The following is a 19,090-nucleotide window of genomic DNA, read 5'->3' on the forward strand; positions in this document are numbered from 1 at the left end:
AAAGACCGCTATCGCGAGCAAGCTCGCTCCCACAGGGCTCTAGCCGCTATCGCGGCAGAATGTACCGCTCGATCGCCAGGGCCGCGCCGTCTTCGGTCACGGCGGCGGTCACGACATCCGCTTGGCACCTGATCGCCTCCTCCGCCTGCCCCATGGCAATCGACAGTCCCGCGCGGTGGAACATCGCCGGGTCGTTGCCACCGTCGCCCATGGCTGCCGTCTGTTCCAGGGGCACATTGAGGAAAGCGGCCAGGGTCGACAGCGCTTCCCCTTTGTTCGCCTTCATCGCCGTCACATCCAGGTAGATCGGTTGCGAGCGCGACACCTGGGCCTGCCCCTTGAGCAGCGGATGCAGCCGCGCTTCCAACTCCACCAACAGGTCGGTGTCGGCACTGGTGGCGACGATCTTGTCGATCCGCTCCAGATAAGGTTCGAAACTCTCGACTTCTACCGGCGGGTAGCCCAGGCCACGTGTCTCCACCGGCACCATCGGACCGTTGGCGTCGCGTACCAGCCAGTCGCCATCGGCAAATACCCAGACTTCGATGCCGGGCTGATCGGCGTACAGGGCCAGTGTGGCCAGCGCCGCCTCGGGTGGCAGGTAATGGACGGCAAGAAAGCTGCCATCGGGATGAACCAGCGTGCCGCCATTGAACGCCGCCGTGGGCAGGTCGACACCCAACGCCTCGATCTGCTGCAACATGGCCCGCGGCGGCCGCCCAGTGGCAAGGCTGAACAGCACACCGGCCTCGCGCAATGCGCGAACCGCCTCGATGGTACGCTGGTTCAGACTGTGGTCGGGCAACAGCAATGTACCGTCCATGTCGCTGAGCAGGAAACGGATGGGGGACTTCACAGGATCATTCATCCGAGGCCATGCCAGACGCGGCTGTCGCGGGTAAGTAATTCATCGGCGGCCGCTGGGCCATCTTCACCAGCCTTGTAGGGCTGGAATGCCGCGTCCTGCTGCCAGGCATCGAGGAACGGTTGCACGGCGCGCCAGCCGTTTTCAATGTTGTCAGCGCGCTGGAACAGCGTCTGGTCACCGGTCAGGCAATCGTAGATAAGGGTTTCGTAACCCGTGGATGGCTGCATTTCAAAGAAATCCTTGTAGGCAAATCCCAATTCGATATTGGCCATGTCGAGTGCCGGCCCCGGCCGCTTGGCCAGCAGGTCGAACCACATGCCTTCATTGGGCTGGATCTGGATTCTCAAGTACGTAGGTTGCAGTTCGTCGACTTCGGTGTCGCGAAACTGCGCGTAGGGCGCGGGCTTGAAGCAGATGACGATCTCGGTGTCCCGCACGCTCATGCGCTTACCGGTGCGCAGGTAAAACGGCACGCCGACCCACCGCCAGTTGTCGATCATGACCTTGAGGGCGACGTAGGTCTCGGTGCTGCTGTCGGGAGCCACGTTGGCCTCCTGGCGATAACCGCTTACCGCCTTGCCGCCGACTTCACCGGCGGTGTACTGGCCACGGACCGAGTTGGCCCGGGCCTGCTCCACCGACCAGGGTCGGATCGCCCCGACGACCTTGGCCTTTTCCCCACGCACGGCGTCGGCACCAAATGCCGCTGGCGGCTCCATGGCCACCATCGCCAGCAGTTGGAAAAGATGATTGGGCACCATGTCCCGCAGGGCGCCGGTGTGCTCATAAAAACTGCCACGGGTTTCCACACCGACCGTTTCGGCAGCGGTGATTTGTACGTGGTCGATGTAGTGGTTGTTCCAGAACGCCTCGAACAGGCTGTTGGAGAAACGACTGACCAGAATGTTCTGCACCGTTTCCTTACCCAGGTAATGGTCGATGCGATAGATCTGTTTCTCGCTCATGACCTTGAGCAGGCAGGCGTTCAGCGCTTCGGCGGTGTGCAGGTCGGAGCCGAACGGCTTTTCGATCACCACCCGCCGGAAGGCCCCCTCCTGCTCCTGAAGCAGCCCTGCCGCACCGAGGCGACTGACCACTTCACTGAAAAAGCGCGGCGCGGTCGCCAGGTAGAAAACCGCGTTGCCGGTGCCGCTGGCGGCGATTTTCGCCGCCAGCGCCTGGTAGGTACTCTCATCTAGGAAATCACCCTGGACGTAGCTGATGCCCTGGGCCAGCTTGGCCCACAGCACCGGATCGAGCGCCCGATCGGCATCGCCGCCCTTGCTCGCCGCTTCGTTACGGATGAAATCCTCGAGTTTCTTGGCAAAATCCACATCGCTGATGGCGTTGTGGTCAACCCCGATGATGCGCAGCCCATCGCCCAGCAGACCGTCGCGACTGAGGTGGTAAAGCGCCGGCATCAGCAGACGCTTGACCAGATCGCCATGGGCGCCGAACAGAAACAACGTGGTCGGCGGCGCGGGTTCTGCCTTGGATTTGCTGCCGATCGAGGTCATTTTTTCGGCGTCTCCACATGGCCGCCAAAGCCGAAGCGCATGGCCGAGAGCATTTTGTCACCGTACGTGCTTTGCTGGCGCGAGCGGAAACGGGCAAACAACGAACTGGACAGAACCGGAACCGGCACCGCTTGCTCAATGGCGGCCTCGATGGTCCAGCGCCCTTCCCCGCTGTCGGCGACTTCGCCGGAAAAACCGTCCAGTTTCGGATCGCTGGCCAACGCGTCGGCGGTCAAGTCCAGCAACCAGGACGACACCACGCTGCCGCGACGCCAGACTTCGGCGATATCGGCCACGTTCAGGTCGAAGCGCTGCTCCGGTGGCAGGCTTTCGCTGGATTTGGTCTTGAGGATGTCAAAGCCCTCGGCGAAGGCCTGCATCATTCCGTATTCGATGCCGTTGTGGATCATCTTCACGAAATGCCCCGAACCAGCCGGGCCCGCGTGGATGTAACCACGTTCGGCGCGGTCATCGTCGGATTTGCGATCACGGGTGCGCGGGATCTCGCCCATGCCCGGCGCCAGGCTGTCGAACAGCGGGTCCAGGCGCTTCACCACTTCGGCATCGCCGCCGATCATCATGCAGTAACCGCGTTCCAGGCCCCAAACGCCGCCAGAGGTGCCAACATCGATGTAGCTCAGGCCTTTTTCCGACAGGGCCTGGGCGCGACGAATGTCATCCTTGTAATACGTGTTACCGCCATCAATGATCACATCGCCCGGCTCCAGCAGTTCGCTGAGGACGTTGATGGTGTCTTCGGTGGGTGCGCCGGCCGGCAGCATGACCCAGACCGCCCGTGGTTTCTCCAGGCCGGCGACCAGTGCCGGCAGGTCCGCGACGCCCATCGCGCCTTCCTGACGCAGGTTTTCGACAAAAGCGGCATTGCGGTCATAGACGACGGTGGTGTGCCCATTGAGCATCAGGCGCCGCGCAATATTGCCGCCCATGCGGCCCAGTCCAATGATCCCGAGTTGCATGTGCTGATGCTCCCTACTACAAATAAAGGTGTGTCAAAGATTTAACACCATCGACTAATGGAGGTTAGTCCAGTGCATTGCTGCATAGTTTCCGGGTAATTCGAGCGATCACAAGGGATAACGCTCAAGATCCGGCCGAAGACACAGCGACCATGAAAAATAAAAAAGTTCCAATCACAGGCAAAAGAAATCAGAATCGGCGCCGATAGTAGAGGTGTCGACCAAATACTGGCGACATCTCTATAGTTGATGTACGCCATTTGCGAGGTGAGCAATGGGCCCTGTCGTTACCGCACGTCCTCCCCAAACCCTTTATGTGACCATTCGTCGCGATGAATTGCGCCTACTCAAGGAAGAACGCGATCTACTGCTTGATGAAGTGACGCATCTGCGCATGCAGTTGCAACACGCACAGCTGCCCCACCAAAGCCAGTCCCTGGCTCGGTAACCGCCCCAGAGGCATAGCGCCAGGAAGTGACACTGGCCAAACCGGTGTCATTTCCATGTAAGCCAGCCATGTGTGCTTGTGGCGAGGGTTTTGTCCCCTCAGGACTGTGGGAGCAAAGGTTGCTCCCACAGATACATCTCTTGCCACCAACAAACCCCTCCCCCAGGTGCGTTCGCACCCCATCATCGATTTGTATTCGAAAAACTCACAAAGTTTTCACAACCGACTCGCGATACTCCCGCGCCTTAATAGGGTTGTTCGGCGTATGCCTGCGGTCACCAATCCGGTGCCGACAGCGTCGTCGATAAAGGCTGGAGCGCTTGATGAGTTTGTTCAAACGCAGCAAAACGACTGCGAAAGGTTTCGACTGGGCCGGGCTTGGCTGGCTGTTTCTGTTCTTCTGGTACTTTTCGGGCATCACCCAACTGCTCATTCTGTTGAGCGACACCTCCGGCTTCACCGGCTTTCGCCAAGCGTTCGTGATGAGCGCGGTGTGGTTGGCGCCCTTGCTGCTCTTCCCCGCCCGCACTCGCGTACTCGCCGCCTTGATCGGCGTGGTGCTGTGGGCCTGCTCCATGGCCAGCCTGGGCTACTTCTTCATTTATCAGCAGGAATTTTCCCAGAGCGTCATCTTCATCATGTTCGAATCGAACGTGTCTGAAGCCGGCGAGTACCTGACACAATATTTTGCCTGGTGGATGGTGGCAGCGTTCCTGGCCCACACCGCCGTCGGCTATTGGCTCTGGACCCGCCTGCGTCCGGTATACCTGCCCCGGGCCCAGGCCATGGTCGCAGCAGTCGCCATTGTCTTGGCCGTGGTCGGCTATCCGCTGATCAAGCAGACCCAGCGTACCGGCAGCTTTGCCGGTGGCCTGGAAAAATTCGAAGATCGCATCGAGCCAGCCGTGCCATGGCAGATGCTGGTGGCCTATCGTCGCTACGGTGAACAGCTGGAGAACATGCAAGGCATGCTCCACAGCGCCAGCAAAATCGCGCCACTGCGCAACCTCAAGGACGCCATGGCCGAGCAGCCAGCCACGCTGGTGCTGGTGATCGGTGAATCCACCAACCGCCAGCGCATGAGCCTCTACGGTTACCCGCGGGAAACCACGCCTGAGCTGGACAAGCTCAAGGGCCAGCTGTCGGTGTTCGATAACGTCATCACCCCGCGCCCCTACACCATCGAAGCGCTGCAGCAGGTGCTGACGTTCGCCGACGAACAGAACCCGGACCTGTACCTGAGCACCCCGTCGCTGGTGAGCATGATGAAACAGGCCGGCTACAAGACCTTCTGGATCACCAACCAGCAGACCATGACCAAGCGCAACACCATGCTCACGACTTTTTCCCAACAGGCCGACGAGCAGGTGTACCTGAACAACAACCGCAACCAGAACGCCGCGCAGTACGATGGCGATGTGATCGAGCCGTTCAACAAAGCCCTGGCCGACAGCGCCCCGCGCAAGCTGATCGTGGTGCATCTGCTCGGTACCCACATGAGCTACCAGTATCGGTACCCGCCGACCTTCAACAAGTTCACCGACCGCCAGGGCGTACCGGCGGACCTGCGTGATGATCAGGTCCCGACCTACAACAGCTACGATAACGCGGTGCTGTACAACGACTTCGTCGTGTCCAGCCTGATCAAGGACTACGCCAAGAGCGACCCCAACGGTTTCCTGTTGTACCTGTCTGACCATGGTGAAGACGTGTTCGACTCGCCAGGCCGCGGCACACTGGGCCGTAACGAAGGCAAGCCGACCGCGCCGATGTACACAATCCCGTTCATGGCCTGGGCCTCGCCCAAGTGGCGCGAAAGCCATGACTGGAACTTTGCTGGCGACCTGTCACGGCCGTACAGCAGCTCGCACTTGATTCACACCTGGGCGGACATGGCTGGCTTGAATTTTGATGAGCTGGACCACAGCAAGAGCTTGATCAGCAATGATTTCAAGGCCCGTCCGCTGCTCATCGGCGACCCCTATCAAACCCCGCGCAAGGCTTTGATCGACTTCAGCCTGATGAAGCCCAAGGCGCCGTCAGCTGAAGTCGTGCAGAAGTAACCGAAACCGATCGGATGCCCGCTTCTACAGGGGCTTGATCCAAAACTGCATAAGGCCGTGGGCCGGGTCGAACATGCCGGCGGCAAAGCCGAACTTGGCGTAGCTACCTTGGGCCACGGCATTGCCCTCGAGCACTTCCAGGGTGATCTTGCAGCAACCGCGCTGGCGGGCGATGTCCTCGACTTTCTGCAGCATTTTCTGGCTCAACCCAAGGCCGCGAAAATCCGGCATGACCGCCACGTCGTGGATATTCACCAGTGGCCGGCAGGCAAAGGTCGAAAAACCTTCGAAGCAATTGACCAGCCCAGCCGGTTCGCCGTTGACGAAAGCCAGCACGCTAAAAGCATGAGGGCGCTTGGCCAGTTCCTCGGGCAGGTGCAACAGCACCTCGGCCGACAATGGATGCCCCCGCCCATCGGGTCTTGCGCATAGCCATTGAGCACATGACAGATCGCTTCAGCGTGGACCGGGTTGGTGTAGCTGGCTTGCAGTACAAGGATGTCCTTGGCTTCTTCCATGACCTTCCATCTCACTTCGTTAGTGCCACCGGCTCGAAGCCGTCGGCGGGATACAGGTCAGGTTGGCTGACCAAAACGTTGCATTTGCATTTCCTGGAGGCGGCTGAGGGTACGGCGAAATGGGAATTGCAGATAGCCCTGGGTGTACAACTCATCCATCGGCACCGCAGCCGACAGGTACAGCGGCACCTTGCGGTCATAGCATTCGTCGACCAGGGCGATGAACCGCCGTACACCGTCGTCGTGGACCGACAATTGCGGCAACTCGCGGTCACCCGCCTCGACCCGCGCCACGCCGTCTTCCGTGCCACGGGCGATGCGCCCTTCACGCTGCTCGGCACTCAGGCAAGGCACGTCACTGAGCAAGATCATGCTGAAGCGGTCACACAAGGCCATGAAATCCACGGCCGATAAGGGCTGCTCGCATAGATCCGGGTAACGGCTCCAGAGCACCGTGTCGCTGGCCCTGACCGGCTGGAGCTGGCGATGCCCCACTTCGATCGGCCCGCTGAGCAGCGCCTGACCGGCAGTCAACTGGCCGAAGACCTCGTCCAACGGATCTGGCTGCGCGGGATCACGTAGCCAGTAACGTTGCAGCAATCGGCCCGGATGCTGGCGATGATCCTGCCATCCGTTCACCGGCACGACTTGCATGTGCTGTTTGATCGCCGTGATGGTCGACAGGAACCGCTCACGGTTGTGACCGTTGGCATAGAGTTCCTCCGGCGGCAGGTTCGACGTGCTCACCACCACCATGCCCAGCTCGAACATCACTTGGAACAGGCGCCCCAGGATCATGGCATCGCCGATGTCGGTGACAAACAGTTCGTCGAAGCACAGCACCCGCGCTTCCTGGCTCAACTCCCGGGCCAGGGCTTGCAAAGGATCCGGCGTGCCGGTGAGCTGAAACGAACGCTGGTGCACCCACGCCATGAAATGATGGAAGTGTTGTCGACGGGCCGGCACCTTGAGGCTTTCATAAAAGCGGTCCATCAGCCAGGTCTTGCCACGTCCCACTGGGCCCCAGAGATAAACACCCTTGATCGACTTGCGACCCTCGTGCAACGCCTTGTGGCATTGCTCCAGTGTCATGATGGCCAGTTCCTGGGCCTCGTCCTGGACGAAGCCGTGGTGTTCGATGGCGTGCTGCCAGGCACTCAAGGGGGAGTCGAAAGTCATACGGCCCGGGTCCGGAAAGCGAAGGTGGGGAGTATGCCATGCCGGGCGACAGCTGGAACCCTACACAGAACCTGTGGGAGCAAGGCTTGCCCGCGATAGTCGCGTCGCGGTCTAACAGCTAAACCGCGTTATCGTTCATCGCGGGCAAGCCTTGCTCCCACAGGTCTTGCTCCCCAGACCTTGCTCCCACGGGCCCGGGTGCAGAACTTTAAATCGAGATATCCAACCGAATGATCTTGCCTTGCTCATCGAGCCGGAAGGTGTAGCGCAGCTCCAGCGGGCTGCCGGGGAATGTCCCGGAAATCAGGTTTTGCACCAGCACCTTGCCGGTGCGCTGCTGCACATTGAGCACTTCCACACGTGGCTGGAAGCGCTGGGCGGTGTCTTCCATCCATTGGGCGATGGCCTGGGTGCCAACACGGTGCCGACCTTCATCGAACACGTTGGCATCCTCGGCGAAGAAACGCGTCACCGCCGAACTGTCACGGGCATTGGCAGCCGCAATGTAGCCGGCGATGGCCGGGGCCAGGGAAGAGACGGGATTGGACATGGCAGGGCTCCTTGTTTTATCGATCTGGCACCATGCTAGAACAGCGCTGTGTCAATTTTTGTCAGGAGTGAAACGCCCGCTTTCGTCCAGCTTCATCAGTGCAAACCAGTCCCGCAGCAGGTCGCTGCGCCGTCCCGGATAGCGCTCGCCTTGCTCGGTGGCAGCGGCAATCCGGTCGGTGCGAAAAGTCCGATAGGCGCTGCGCAATTCACACCAGGCCACCACCACCCGCGCCTCATTGAAAAAGCCCAGGGCCAGCGGCCAGATCAAGCGTTGGCTCGGGGTCTTGTTCACGTCGGCGTAATCGATGTGCAGCTTGGCCTGGGCGCGAATAGCCTGGCGGTATACATTCAGTTCCACCGTGTTCTGCGGGTAGCCATAACCCGGTGGGCCGGGCAGTACCGTGGGGTTGCGCAAGGCGTCCCGGACATCGGGGGCCAGCACTGCGGCGACCTTCGCCAGCGCGTCGGCGGCCGCCTTGCCCAGCACCTCGTCGGCGCGCTGATCGACGTAGCGCAAGCCCAGCACAATGGCCTCGATTTCATCGGAGGTGAACATCAGTGGCGGCAGGAACAGGCCGCTGCGCAAGACATAACCGATGCCCGCCTCGCCCTGGATCGGCGCGCCGAGGGCGGTGAGTTCGGCGATGTCGCGGTACAAGGTGCGCTCGGAAACGTTCAGTTCGCCCGCCAATGTCGCAGCGGTGACCGGGCAACGCTTGCCTCGCAAGACTTGCAGCAAAGTGAGCAGCCGGGAGGTACGCGACACGATGGGCAGTCCGCAAGCAAAAAGTTGACGCAGATTAGCAGAGGCTGGTGTCAGAAGCTGTCAGGAGCCATGAACCTGCTTGGACAGAAAGCAAGGTGGACTTTGTCCCGCAAAGCTGTGGGAGCAAAGCTTGCTCGCGAAACAGACACCTCGGCTCCTGAAAGACCGCATCGCCTTCATCGCGGGCAAGCCTTGCTCCCACAGGGTGGTTTGCCGTTGTCATGGGGCCGCTGTGGGTTATCGTACGCGCTTGATCGCTTCCGTTTTTTCATTCGTTGAGAGTCTATCCATGCGCAGAATCCTCGGCCTTTCCGTTTTGCTGGTACTGCTCAACCTGAGCGCCTGCGCCCTCTTCCCGCACCGTGACCCGCTGAACATCAACGTGGTCGGCATCGAACCCTTGCCCAACCAGGGCCTGGAGGTGCGTTTCGCCGTGAAACTGCGCGTGCAGAACCCCAACGAAACCGTCATCGACTACAACGGCGTGGCGCTGGACCTGGAGGTTAACGGCCGTACGCTGGCGACGGGGGTCAGTGACCAGTCCGGTTCGATCCCGCGCTTTTCCGAGGCGATCCTCAGTGTCCCGGTGAGCATTTCGGCGTTTTCGGTGTTGCGCCAGACCTTGGGCCTGAGCCAGACCCAAAGCCTGGACAACCTGCCCTATGTGCTCAAGGGCAAGCTGGCCGGTGGCGTATTCGGCACCCTGCGCTTCGTCGACCGCGGTACCCTCGACCTGCCGGGCTCCGCGGCCAACTGGTGAATCAGGCGATGAAACGCACGCCGGGCTTGGCGCGCTCGTCCACCACCAACTCGAACACATCTGGCCTGGCGTAATGCCCGACCACGTCATAGTCGTAGCGCGCGCGCACCAGCTCATCGGTGTCGATTTCAGCGGTCAGTAACCCGACAGTGCCTTTCAGCGGCCCGGCCAGCACATCGCCCATGGGGCCGATGATCACGCTGCCGCCGGCAATCAATGCGCGCTCGGCTGGCCAGTTGGGTACCTCGATGCCCAATGCCTGCGGCGAGGCCTGGACCTGACAGGCACTGACCACAAAGCAGCGACCTTCGTGGGCGATATGGCGCATGGTCACCTGCCACATCTCCCGCTCATCCACCGTTGGCGCACACCAGACTTCAACGCCTTTGGCGTACATCGCGGTGCGCAGCAGCGGCATCATGTTTTCCCAGCACACCGCCGCGCCGACCCGGCCAACCTGGCTGTCGATCACGGGCAAGGTCGAACCATCGCCCTTGCCCCAGATCAGCCGCTCGGTGCCGGTAGGCATCAACTTGCGGTGCCGGGCCACCAAGCCCGCATCGGGCTCGAAATACAGCGCGGTGCAGTACAGGGTGCTGCCGGCACGCTCGATGACGCCCAGCACCAGGCTCGCCCCGGTGCGCGCCGACAGCTCGGCCAGCGCTTGGGTTTCAACCCCGGGCACGTCGATGGCATTGGCAAAGTAGCGAGCAAACGCCTCGCGCCCTTCCGGCAGCCGGTAACCCAACTGAGTCCCGAAACCTTCGCCCTTGGGATAGCCCCCCAGCAGCGCTTCAGGCATCACCACCAGGCGCGCGCCCGCCTCGCGAATGGCCTCTTCATAGGAAAGGATCTGTGCCAGGGTCTCGCCCTTGCCGCCAGGCAACGAGCCAATCTGCAGGGCAGCCACAATGGATTTTGGCATGGTTTTTCAATTCCTCGATCATCAGGTGTTGCTGATTCTCAAGCAGCGGCCGATCATGAATAAAGCCCAGAATGCTGCTAAATGATATGAGCCTTATGAATATCGCCGACGTCGACCTCAACCTGCTCAAGACCTTCGAAGCCCTGCATGACGAATCCAGTGCCAGCCGCGCCGCGCTGCGCCTGGGCGTGACCCAGTCGGCCATCAGCGCAGCCCTGCGCAGGCTTCGTGGTTTGTATGACGATCAATTATTCGTGCGCACGGGCCGGGGCCTGGCGCCGACGCTGCGGGCCGACCAACTGAAACCGGTGATCAGTGAGGCCCTGGACAAATGTCGCCAGAGCTTGGCGATGGTCGATCCGGGGGCCAGTCACTACGAAGGCCGTTCGGTCATTGTCGGCCTGTCGGACGATTTCGAGATTGCCCATGGGCGACGCCTGATCGAAGAAGTGGCCCACCGCGCGCCGGGCCTGCGCTTGATTTTCCGCCAGACCCACAGCCAGATCGTTGGCCGGGCCCTGATGGAGCGCACCCTTGACCTGGCGATCACAGCGGGCGGTTTCGCGCAGCGGTTGCTCAGCCGCCAGGTGTTGGGCGAAGGCGATTACGCCTGCCTCCTGGACCCGGCGAGCCTGACGCCGGGCCAACAATCCCTCAGCCTGGAGGCGTTCGTGGCCCGTGAGCATCTGCTGGTGTCTTCAGGTGGTTTCATCGGTATCACCGACGAAGGGCTGGCCGGGCTTGGCCTGAGTCGGCGAGTCTGCGCCTCGACCACTCACTTTGCCGCGCTGCCGTTCCTGCTCAAGGGCAGTCAGGCCGTGGCGACCATCCCGGCCCATGCCGCCCGGGCCATCGCCGACCTCAGCGGCCTGGCCTTGCTGCCCTGCCCCCTGGCCTTGCCCCGCTACCCCATCGAACTGGGATGGCGAACCCACACGCAAATGGAGCCGACAGTGCTCAAGGTTCGCGAGGCCATTACGGCAACATTCGCCTAAGGCTTACTTGTTGGCAGCCATCAGTCGATTAACCTCACTGCGCACCATGTTGGCGTACTCCGGCGGCGACATGCCGTCCAGTTCGGCACGCACCCACTCAGCCCACTTGCCCTTGCGTTTGGAGCGCTCGCCGAACAAGCGGGCAGCATCGCCCTTGGCTTTGCCCAGGTTGTTTTGCCACAGTTCAAAAAGTCGGGATTTTTCGTCTTCCAGCGCGGCGCGCTCGGCCAGGGGCTTGTCAGCCAGATTGAAGCTCATGGGAATTACCTGTTGCGTAAATAGGCGTCATCTTACACCTTGCAGGGAAACGTCTTAACCACGATTTGTGATGGGCTGCGCCGACAAGGCCAAACGTTGCAACTTTTGCACAAGCGCAGCACTCCATTGTTCAATGCCATCATCAGCAAGGAGTACTTCAATGGCCCGTAAAAGCACCGTGCAAGCGAATGGAGAACAAATCAAGGATCAAGCCTTCAGCGAACTGAAGGCGTTGATCGAAGAGTCGGAGAAGCTGCTCAAAAGCAGTGCTTCACTGGTGGGTGAAGAGGCTGACGACCTGCGCGGCCAGATCTCCCAGAAACTGCAACAAGCGCTTGATTCAGTGGCCAGCGCACGGGAGCGTACCCGTCCCATGGTCGACGCCACTGAGGTCTATATAGGCGGCCACCCCTGGCAGACCGTGGCCATTTCCGCGGGTTTCGGGCTAGTGGTGGGCTTGCTGCTGGGACGGCGTTAAACACCCGTTCCCAGAACTCCCACAGCGATTTTATGAGTGGTTAAAACTGTGGGAGCGAGCTTGCTCGCGATGGCGGTCTGTCAGGCAACATCAATGCTGCTGAACCACCGCTATCGCGAGCAAGCTCGCTCCCACAGGGATTTGCCCTTAAGCGACAGGTCCGGCCCGCAGGATCGACGCATCCTCTCCGCGATACAGCGCCTCGACCTTCCCCGCCCGCCACTGCAACACTGCCCGTTGGTTGATCGAGCCCTTGTCGGTGATTTCACCGCGGTCGATGGAGGCTGGCTCATCGAGCAAGGCGATCCACTCCACGCGACTGGCGTTGCCGCTGGCTTCACGATTCAGGCGTTGCAGCCAGTCGGCGAACCATTGGCGCACCGCTGGACTGGCAAGGACCTGGGTGTCACTGGCGTCCCCGCCCAGCCCTGACAAGCGCCGGCATTCAGCAAGCCGCGGGAACACCAGCGCCCCCAGGCACTCGCGATCCGGGGCGGTGATCACCAGGTCCTGGACGTAGGGCGTACCCTCCAGCACCGCCCGGTTGCGTAACGGCCCGACGCTGACGAATACACCGGAAGACAATTTGAAATCCTCGGCGATCCGCCCATCGAACATCAACCCCAGTTGCGGATCGCTGGCATCGGCCAGCTTGATCGCATCCCCCGAACAGTAGAAACCGTCCTCGTCGAATACCTCGGCAGTTTGCTGCGGCGAGCGCCAGTAGCCGGGCATGATGTGCGGCCCGCGAAAGCGCCCTTCGAACTTGCCATCCACCGGCACCAGGCGCACTTCGCAGCCGGGTGCCGGAAGGCCAATGTAGCCGGCCATGGACAACGGCCCGGTGGTAAAGGTGCAGGACGGCGCCGCCTCGGTCATGCCCAGGCCCGCCATCATGCGGATACGTTCGCCGCAATGCTGTTCGGCGACCTTGTCGAGCCGGTCCCAGGTGCTTTGGGACAAGCCCGCCGCCGCAAAGAAGAACAGGCTGATGCGCTTGAAGAATCGCTCGCGCAACTCACCGTCCTGCTCCAGGGCATTGACCAGTTCCTCCCAGCCCTTGGGCACGGTCAGGTAGGCAGTTGGCGAGATTTCCTTGAGGTTGCGCAGGGTTTCGGCGAAGCCCTGGGCGGTGGGTTTGCCGTCGTCCAGGTAGAACGTGCCGCCGTTGTACAGCACGATGCCAACGTTGTGGCTGCCACCGAACGTGTGGTTCCACGGCAGCCAATCCACCAGCACCGGCGGCTCTTCACCGAACACAGGGAAAGTCTGCAGTAGCATTTGCTGGTTGGCGCACAGCATACGCTGGGTGGTGATCACCGCCTTGGGCAGCTTGGTGGAGCCTGAGGTAAACAGGAACTTGGCGATGCTGTCCGGACCGGTGGCGGCGAACGCCTGCTCGGCCTCGACGCCGCCGGGTTGGGCCAGCAGGCTGGCGAAGCTTGTCCTGGACCGCCCTGCCATCTCGCCACGCACCGTGATCAAGGGAACGTCCGCCGGCAGTACGGCGGTGATCGCCCGCTCGAACGGCGCGGCTTCGCTGACAAATACCAACCCCGGTTGCAACAGATCGCAGACGTGGCGCAGCTTGGCGAAATCCTGGGACAGCAATGAATAGGCCGGCGATACCGGGCAATAGGGAATACCGGCGTACATCGCGCCGAGGGCCATTTGCAGGTGCTCGATGTCGTTGCCGGAGAGCAGCGCCAAGGGTTTTTCAGCCGACAAACCGTAACCGAGCAGGCTTTGGGCGATGGCCCGGACACTGTCGAGCATTTGGGTATAACTGACTCGACGCCAGTCACCGCCGGCTTCACGGGCCGCGATAAACGTCTGCTCTGGGCGCACCTCGGCCCAGTGCACCAGGCGCTCGAGCAATCGCTCCGGCAGCGGGGCCAGGGGCTCCAGGGAGCGCATGTGCAAGATGCCACGCTCTTCCCGGACTTCGACGGCAGGATGACCAATCGACACCTGGCGATACCGCCCGGCCTCGGGTCGGGAGGACGATCTGGACTCGGAACTCACGTACATTTCCTCCACCAAGGCACACTCGGGTCGCGATGCGAGCGGAGCGTGGCAGCACGGGGCTGCGGCCTTGTCATTGTTATTCTGGCCTGCATCGGGGCGACGGCCGTCAAGGCTCGATCACCCGCAATGCGACGGGTTTCAGATCGGGTAATGCCGGGGACCGTTCTGCAAAGTCACCCAACGCAACTGGGTGAAATACTCGATGGACGCCTTGCCGCCAAAGCTGCCGTAACCGCTGGACTTGACCCCACCGAAGGGCATCTGCGCCTCGTCGTGCACGGTCGGCCCATTGATGTGGCAAATGCCCGACTCGACCCGCTGGGCCAAGGCCAGCGCACGGGTGGTATCGCGGCTGAAAATGGCGGCCGACAGGCCGAACTCGGAATCGTTGGCCAGGCGCAGCAGTTCTTCATCGCCGTCACCGCGCAGCAGCACCGCCACCGGCCCGAAGGACTCTTCGCGGTACAGGCGCATTTGCGCAGTGACGCCGTCGAGCAAAGTCGGCTGCAGGATGCTGCCTTCCAACTGTCCACCCGTGACCAGCGTTGCGCCTTTGGCCAGGGCATCGTCGATCAGCCCCTTGATGCGTTGGCCGGCACTGACGTCGACCAACGAGCCCAGCACCGAATCAGTGGCCGTCGGATCCCCGGCACGCAGGGTGGCGATCTTGGCGGTCAAGCGGGCGATGAACTCGTCCGCCACACGGGCATCGACGATCAGTCGCTCAGTGGACATGCAGATCTGGCCCTGGTTGAAGTAGGCGCCGAAGGCCGCCGCTTGCACCGCAGCGTCCAGGTCGGCGTCATCCAGCACCAGCAGCGGTGCCTTGCCACCCAGTTCCAGCAAGGCCGGCTTGAGGTGGCGCGCCGACAGTTCGCCGACAATGCGCCCGACGTGGGTTGAACCGGTGAAATTGACCCGACGCACCGCCGGATTGGCAATCAACCGCTCGACAATAGCCGGCGCATCCGCAGGTGCGTTACAGATCACGTTGACCACACCATCACCCAACCCTGCGTCCTGTAAAACCTGGCCGATCAGCCGGTGCACCGCCGGGCTTATTTCAGAAGCCTTGAGCACCACGGTGTTACCGCAGGCCAGGGGCATGGCGATGGCGCGTGTGGCGAGAATCACCGGGGCGTTCCAGGGGGCGATGCCCAACACCACGCCGCAAGGCTGACGCAGGGCCATGGCGAAACTGCCAGGCACGTCCGAAGGAATGATTTCGCCATTGATCTGGGTCGTCATGCAAGCGGCTTCGCGCAACATGTTCGCCGCCAGGTGCACGTTGAAACCGTACCAATTGGCCATGGCGCCGGTTTCGCCGGCAGCCGCGACAAACTCACTGCTGCGGGCCTGCAACTGCTCGGCGGCACGCAACAGCCGCGTCCGGCGTTCATTGGGCGCCAACGCGGCCCAGGCGGGGAACGCCGCTTGGGCCGCGGCCACGGCGGCGTCGGCATCTTCCAGGGTGGCGGCGGCCACACGAGACACCACCTCACCCGTCACCGGGTTGCAGCGTTCGAAGGTCCGGCCGTCACGGGCCGGGCACGACTGGCCGCCAATCAACAGGGGCACGTCCAGCATGGTGATTCCTCTTTATTGTCTTTATCGGGAATACAGCGCAGCGGTGTAACAGTAGCGCCAGGACGACGCAGCGAATAGCGGGATGCGGCCCGCCATTCGCCGGTCGATTCAGCGCTTGTAGGTTTGCAAGCCAGGCTTGATGCTCTTGTCGTCCAGAAACTGCTTCATGCCCTGCTCGCGGCCACCTTCGGTGTCGAGCAGGCGCGACTGGTCGAGCTTGGCGTACAGGTAATCCTCGTTCTGCTCCCAGGTCAGTTCGCGGCAGCGTTTGAAACCATGCTTGGCGGCCCGCAGCACCACCGGGTTCTTTTCCAGCAGGTTGCGCGCCAGCTCCACGGTGACTTCACGCAGCTGCGCCAGGGGTACGCTTTCGTTGACCAGGCCCATTTCAGCGGCCTTTTGCCCGCCGAATGTCTTGCCCGTCATGATGTAGTACAGCGATTGGCGATGCCCCACGGTATCGGCCATGGCCTTGCTGACGAGGTTGCCAGGCGGAATGCCCCAGTTGATTTCCGAGAGACCGAAGGTCGCTTCGTCGGCGCAGATCGCCAGATCGCACGCCACCAGCGGACTGAAACCGCCACCAAAGCACCAGCCGTTGACCATGGCGATGGTTGGCTTGGCGTACATGCGCAGCAGCTTCCATTGCCATTGCGACGCTTCACGACGGATTTTTTCCTGGAGGATTTCCGGCCCGGCATCCACTTCGCGGAAATATTCCTTGAGGTCCATGCCAGCGGTCCAGGCATCACCGGCCCCGGTCAGCACCAATACGCCAGCGGCCGGATCCTGCTCCAGCGTCTCGAGCACATCGATCATCTCGCGGTTGAGGGTCGGGCTCATGGCGTTGCGTTTTTCCGGGCGATTGAGGGTGACCCAGGCGATGCCCTCCTCGATATCGACCTTGACCGTTTTCCAGCGACCTTCGTAATTGCTCATGATGCGTGCTCTCTTGTTCTTGGCTGAAGATGATCAAAAACTAAACCGGAAAATTAGTTATGTCAATTAACTATTAATCGATTTACCTGTATTTCTCCAGGCCTGGATCGAAGGCCAGAAATTTCGAATATGTGCGAGCCCATAGCCAGGGCGCCGCAACCCCGGCAAACTGGATAGCCTTGTTAACCACTTACCTTGAGGAAGTTCACTTCGATGGCCAAGTCTTCCAAGCTTGCCGAACCCGCCGAACCCCTGGCCGCAGGTACCGACGCGCAAGCGCCGCTGGACTCTGCGCTGGACGACCTGATCGGTTATGCCCTGCGCCGCGCCCAGTTGAAACTGTTCCAGAACCTGATTGGCCGGCTCGCCGTCCATGATCTGCGCCCTGCCCAGTTCTCGGCCCTGGCGATCATCGACCAGAATCCCGGCCTGATGCAGGCCGACCTGGCCAAGGCCCTGGCGATCGAACCACCGCAAGTGGTGCCGCTGCTGAACAAACTGGAAAGCCGGGCCCTGGCCGTGCGCGTACGGTGCAAGCCGGATAAGCGCTCCTACGGGATTTTCCTGAGCAAGACTGGCGAAACGTTGCTCAAGGAACTCAAGCAAATCGCCGCGCAGAGCGACCTTGACTCCACAGCTACCCTCTCAGGGGCTGAGCGTGAGGAATTGCTGCGATTGTTGAAAAAGGTTTACCAGTAGCACACCTGGCGGTGTTCCCTGTGGCGAAGGAGCAAGCTTGCGCTGAATTCTGTAGGAGCTGTCGAGTGCAACGAGGCTGCGATCTTTCCGCCGCCAATTGAGTTCGAAGCGAAAGGTCAAAAGATCGCAGCCTCGCTTCGCTCGACAGCTCCTACGCAGCGCCTACAGGCTCAGCGGGGGGGGCGTTGCCATAGGCATCACCAGATCGGCACGCTATACGTCACCAGGAACCGAGTCTGGTTCTCGTCGCGAAACGCCGCCGTACCCGGGAAGTTGTTGCGATAGATCGATTTGCGCGCCAGCAGCCCGACGTTTTTCAGCGGGCCGCCCTGGATCACGTATCCCAGCTCCATCTGGAACTCGCGCTCCTTGCGATCCTCGGCATTGAGGGCCGCCAGTTCGATGTGATCGCCACGCACATAACGCAGCCGACTCCGCAGGCCAGGCACGCCTACGGCGGCAAAGTCGTAGTCATGGATCGCCTGCCAAGTGCGCTCCTTGGCATTGAGGAAGTCCGAGCTCATGGTCATTTCGCTCAAGCCCATCAGCTCGGTGCCGGACACATAAGGCGTCGCCGTATCGCCACTGGAATGCATGTACCCCAGGCTCACGCGATGGCCACCCAGGCGATAGCCGACCAACGCCGACACATTGCGGTTATCCACCTTTCCAGCCTTGGCCGCGCCGTTTTCGTCGCTGAAAAAGCTGCGCAGGTCAGTGGTCAGGACGCCATCGCCCAAGGGCAGGTTATGCAACAACGCCAAGGTGTCCTGTTGGTACAGGTCTGCCACTTCGGCGTGGTAAACCCGCAGGCCGAGGTCTTTGTTGACCTGGTAGTCGCCGCCCACATAAGCCATATGGGAAGAAGTCGCCGCGCCGTTGAAACGACGGTTGGGCGAGGCGATGCTCATCGGTTGGTAGTCGGTGGAATCGCGCCGGGTGATGCGATCGATATAACCGGTGTTCAACGTCAAGCCGTCGATGTCCTTGGAACTGAGGGTCGTCCCGCGAAAGGTCTGCGGCAGCAGCCGCGATGGGCTGGCAAAGGCAAATGGCAGGAAGATCGACACATCGCCGGTCTTCACCGTGGTTTGCGCGAAACGCAACTTGCCGGTCACGCCCAGGCGCGAATACTCATCCGCCGCGCGCTTGTCGCTGCTCGACACCGGCAACAGTTCGGTGCCGCTCCGGTCCGGCGACGAGTCGAGCTTGATGCCCAGCAATCCCCTCACGTCGAGGCCGAACCCAACCGTCCCTGGGGTAAACCCCGACTCGACGTTCATGAACACACCTTGAGCCCACTCCCTGGCTGCGGTTTTGGCGCCGCCGTCCTTGTAGTCGCGGTCCATGTAGTAGTTGCGCAAGGTCAGGGTGCCGTGGCTGTCGTCGATCAAGCCCTGCGCCCGCGACACCGGAGAACTCAGGCTCAACCCGAGGCAGGCCAGCAGATGGACGAGCGATAAAACAGGGCGCGCCGTCGAGGCGTTCCGGGCAAGGTTGGGCATGTTCGATATCCACTTATTGTTGTTTTTT

At 61.5% G+C, this 19,090-nt stretch carries 18 protein-coding genes and 1 pseudogene; 6 read left to right on the forward strand and 13 right to left on the reverse strand.

The genetic code is table 11. The features are described 5' to 3' along the window. Positions 1 to 46: 46 nt before the first annotated feature. The 3 genes from KI237_RS15825 to gnd are packed head-to-tail and all read right to left on the reverse strand — an operon-like array spanning position 47 to position 3,386. A complete protein-coding gene (locus KI237_RS15825) occupies positions 47 to 868 on the reverse strand; it encodes an HAD family hydrolase (RefSeq protein ID WP_212796040.1) in 822 nt (273 codons plus the stop codon). Beyond that, on the reverse strand, positions 865 to 2,385 hold the full coding sequence (zwf, locus tag KI237_RS15830; protein WP_212796041.1) for a glucose-6-phosphate dehydrogenase: 1,521 nt from the start codon (positions 2,383 to 2,385) through the stop codon (positions 865 to 867). Before zwf ends, KI237_RS15825 begins: the two co-directional genes overlap by 4 nt. Next, positions 2,382 to 3,386 (reverse strand): phosphogluconate dehydrogenase (NAD(+)-dependent, decarboxylating), encoded by a 1,005-nt coding sequence (gene gnd / locus KI237_RS15835; RefSeq protein WP_283246319.1) that lies wholly within the window; start codon positions 3,384 to 3,386, stop codon positions 2,382 to 2,384. The genes zwf and gnd overlap by 4 nt, the downstream gene beginning before the upstream one ends. Positions 3,387 to 3,636: 250 nt before the next feature. Between gnd and KI237_RS15840 the strand changes: the two genes are divergently transcribed. Together KI237_RS15840 and KI237_RS15845 are read left to right on the forward strand one after the other, a co-directional pair. Further along, positions 3,637 to 3,810 carry a DUF6026 family protein gene (locus KI237_RS15840; protein ID WP_212796043.1) on the forward strand — a complete coding sequence of 58 codons (174 nt, stop codon included), beginning with the start codon at positions 3,637 to 3,639 and terminating at the stop codon, positions 3,808 to 3,810. Positions 3,811 to 4,133: 323 nt separating this feature from the next. Beyond that, positions 4,134 to 5,873, forward strand: coding sequence for a phosphoethanolamine transferase CptA (locus KI237_RS15845; RefSeq protein WP_212796044.1), 1,740 nt, complete (start codon positions 4,134 to 4,136; stop codon positions 5,871 to 5,873). A gap of 24 nt (positions 5,874 to 5,897) precedes the next feature. Here KI237_RS15845 and KI237_RS15850 read toward each other — a convergent pair. From KI237_RS15850 to KI237_RS15865, 4 genes and pseudogenes are all read right to left on the reverse strand, one after another. Next, positions 5,898 to 6,391: pseudogene (locus tag KI237_RS15850) on the reverse strand (GNAT family N-acetyltransferase). 57 nt (positions 6,392 to 6,448) lie between these two features. After that, the gene (gene zapE, locus KI237_RS15855; protein ID WP_212796045.1) at positions 6,449 to 7,570 is read right to left on the reverse strand and encodes a cell division protein ZapE; all 1,122 of its coding nucleotides are present in this window, start codon (positions 7,568 to 7,570) and stop codon (positions 6,449 to 6,451) included. A 208-nt stretch (positions 7,571 to 7,778) separates the two neighbouring features. Beyond that, entirely contained in the window at positions 7,779 to 8,120 is a 342-nt protein-coding gene (locus KI237_RS15860) for a nuclear transport factor 2 family protein (protein ID WP_212796046.1), read from the reverse strand. Between the two features lie 51 nt (positions 8,121 to 8,171). Beyond that, positions 8,172 to 8,888, reverse strand: coding sequence for a helix-turn-helix transcriptional regulator (locus KI237_RS15865; RefSeq protein WP_212796047.1), 717 nt, complete (start codon positions 8,886 to 8,888; stop codon positions 8,172 to 8,174). A gap of 289 nt (positions 8,889 to 9,177) precedes the next feature. Between KI237_RS15865 and KI237_RS15870 the strand changes: the two genes are divergently transcribed. Further along, on the forward strand, positions 9,178 to 9,648 hold the full coding sequence (locus tag KI237_RS15870; protein WP_212796048.1) for an LEA/WHy family protein: 471 nt from the start codon (positions 9,178 to 9,180) through the stop codon (positions 9,646 to 9,648). Position 9,649: 1 nt separating this feature from the next. Here the strand turns inward: KI237_RS15870 and KI237_RS15875 are convergent, their stop codons facing one another. Further along, a complete protein-coding gene (locus KI237_RS15875; protein ID WP_212796049.1) occupies positions 9,650 to 10,573 on the reverse strand; it encodes a carbon-nitrogen hydrolase family protein in 924 nt (307 codons plus the stop codon). Positions 10,574 to 10,659: 86 nt separating this feature from the next. Between KI237_RS15875 and KI237_RS15880 the strand changes: the two genes are divergently transcribed. Continuing rightward, complete coding sequence (locus tag KI237_RS15880) at positions 10,660 to 11,568, forward strand: LysR substrate-binding domain-containing protein (RefSeq protein WP_212796050.1); 909 nt, start codon at positions 10,660 to 10,662, stop codon at positions 11,566 to 11,568. A 3-nt stretch (positions 11,569 to 11,571) separates the two neighbouring features. On the opposite strand, the gene KI237_RS15885 is transcribed toward KI237_RS15880, so the two are convergent. After that, positions 11,572 to 11,826 (reverse strand): hypothetical protein, encoded by a 255-nt coding sequence (locus tag KI237_RS15885; RefSeq protein WP_003181187.1) that lies wholly within the window; start codon positions 11,824 to 11,826, stop codon positions 11,572 to 11,574. A 160-nt stretch (positions 11,827 to 11,986) separates the two neighbouring features. Between KI237_RS15885 and KI237_RS15890 the strand changes: the two genes are divergently transcribed. Next, complete coding sequence (locus tag KI237_RS15890) at positions 11,987 to 12,304, forward strand: ElaB/YgaM/YqjD family protein (protein ID WP_014338130.1); 318 nt, start codon at positions 11,987 to 11,989, stop codon at positions 12,302 to 12,304. Positions 12,305 to 12,451: 147 nt separating this feature from the next. On the opposite strand, the gene KI237_RS15895 is transcribed toward KI237_RS15890, so the two are convergent. The 3 genes from KI237_RS15895 to KI237_RS15905 all read right to left on the reverse strand — a co-directional run bounded on the left by KI237_RS15895 (position 12,452) and on the right by KI237_RS15905 (position 16,858). Then, a complete protein-coding gene (locus tag KI237_RS15895; RefSeq protein WP_212796051.1) occupies positions 12,452 to 14,329 on the reverse strand; it encodes a feruloyl-CoA synthase in 1,878 nt (625 codons plus the stop codon). A gap of 141 nt (positions 14,330 to 14,470) precedes the next feature. Continuing rightward, on the reverse strand, positions 14,471 to 15,919 hold the full coding sequence (locus tag KI237_RS15900; RefSeq protein ID WP_212796052.1) for an aldehyde dehydrogenase: 1,449 nt from the start codon (positions 15,917 to 15,919) through the stop codon (positions 14,471 to 14,473). 108 nt (positions 15,920 to 16,027) lie between these two features. Continuing rightward, positions 16,028 to 16,858: a p-hydroxycinnamoyl CoA hydratase/lyase gene (locus tag KI237_RS15905; RefSeq protein ID WP_003202420.1), complete on the reverse strand. Its 831-nt coding sequence runs from the start codon at positions 16,856 to 16,858 to the stop codon at positions 16,028 to 16,030. Between the two features lie 213 nt (positions 16,859 to 17,071). Between KI237_RS15905 and KI237_RS15910 the strand changes: the two genes are divergently transcribed. Continuing rightward, complete coding sequence (locus KI237_RS15910; RefSeq protein WP_212796053.1) at positions 17,072 to 17,557, forward strand: MarR family winged helix-turn-helix transcriptional regulator; 486 nt, start codon at positions 17,072 to 17,074, stop codon at positions 17,555 to 17,557. Positions 17,558 to 17,754: 197 nt separating this feature from the next. Here the strand turns inward: KI237_RS15910 and KI237_RS15915 are convergent, their stop codons facing one another. Continuing rightward, entirely contained in the window at positions 17,755 to 19,062 is a 1,308-nt protein-coding gene (locus KI237_RS15915; RefSeq protein ID WP_212796054.1) for an OprD family porin, read from the reverse strand. Positions 19,063 to 19,090: the final 28 nt, after the last annotated feature.

Source organism: Pseudomonas sp. St316 (assembly GCF_018325905.1).
Lineage (GTDB): Bacteria > Pseudomonadota > Gammaproteobacteria > Pseudomonadales > Pseudomonadaceae > Aquipseudomonas.